We start from the raw sequence: 1,070 nt of genomic DNA, 5'->3' as shown, positions 1-1,070 counted from the left end.
GCAACAACGCCCGCACCTACAGTACGGCCGCCTTCACGGATTGCGAAACGCAGACCGTCGTCCATCGCGATTGGGTGGATCAGGGTAACAACCATTTTGATGTTGTCGCCCGGCATTACCATCTCTACGCCTTCCGGCAGTTCGATGGTGCCAGTCACGTCAGTAGTACGGAAGTAGAACTGCGGACGGTAGCCTTTGAAGAACGGAGTATGACGGCCGCCTTCGTCTTTGGACAGGATGTACACTTCAGATTCGAACTTGGTGTGCGGCTTGATAGAGCCCGGCTTAGCCAGTACCTGACCACGTTCGATTTCTTCACGTTTGATACCACGCAGCAGAACACCAACGTTCTCACCAGCACGGCCTTCGTCCAGCAGTTTGCGGAACATTTCAACGCCAGTACAGGTAGACTTAGCAGTCTCTTTGATACCAACGATTTCAACTTCTTCGCCAACTTTGATGATACCGCGCTCTACACGACCGGTAACAACGGTACCACGACCGGAGATGGAGAATACGTCTTCGATAGGCAGCAGGAACGGCTTGTCAATCGCACGCTCTGGTTCCGGGATGTAAGAGTCCAGGAAGCCAGCCAGTTCGATGATTTTCGCTTCCCACTCTGCTTCGCCTTCCAGCGCTTTCAGAGCAGAACCACGAACGATCGGCGTGTCGTCGCCCGGGAAATCGTACTGAGACAGAAGTTCACGAACTTCCATTTCTACCAGTTCCAGCAGCTCTTCGTCATCAACCATGTCGCATTTGTTCAGGAACACGATGATGTACGGAACGCCTACCTGACGACCCAGCAGGATGTGCTCACGAGTCTGCGGCATCGGGCCGTCAGTCGCAGCAACAACCAGGATCGCGCCGTCCATCTGCGCAGCACCGGTGATCATGTTTTTAACATAGTCGGCGTGGCCTGGGCAGTCTACGTGTGCGTAGTGGCGAGTCGGGGTGTCATATTCAACGTGAGAAGTGTTGATGGTGATACCACGAGCTTTTTCTTCCGGCGCGTTATCGATCTGGTCGAATGCACGAGCAGCACCGCCGTAGGTTTTAGCCAGTACGGT

The 1,070-nt window shown here is 54.2% G+C and carries 1 protein-coding gene; it reads right to left on the bottom strand.

The genetic code is table 11. The features are described from left to right. On the bottom strand, window positions 1-1,070 hold a 1,070-nt coding region (gene tuf / locus FDX09_RS19465; RefSeq protein WP_048338893.1), incomplete at both ends, for an elongation factor Tu.

The organism is Citrobacter sp. wls717 (assembly GCF_005280955.1).
GTDB classification, from domain to species: Bacteria; Pseudomonadota; Gammaproteobacteria; order Enterobacterales; family Enterobacteriaceae; genus Citrobacter; species Citrobacter werkmanii.
The sequence above is the reverse complement of the archived record's forward strand: the minus strand, read 5'-3'. Positions and strand labels throughout refer to the sequence as shown.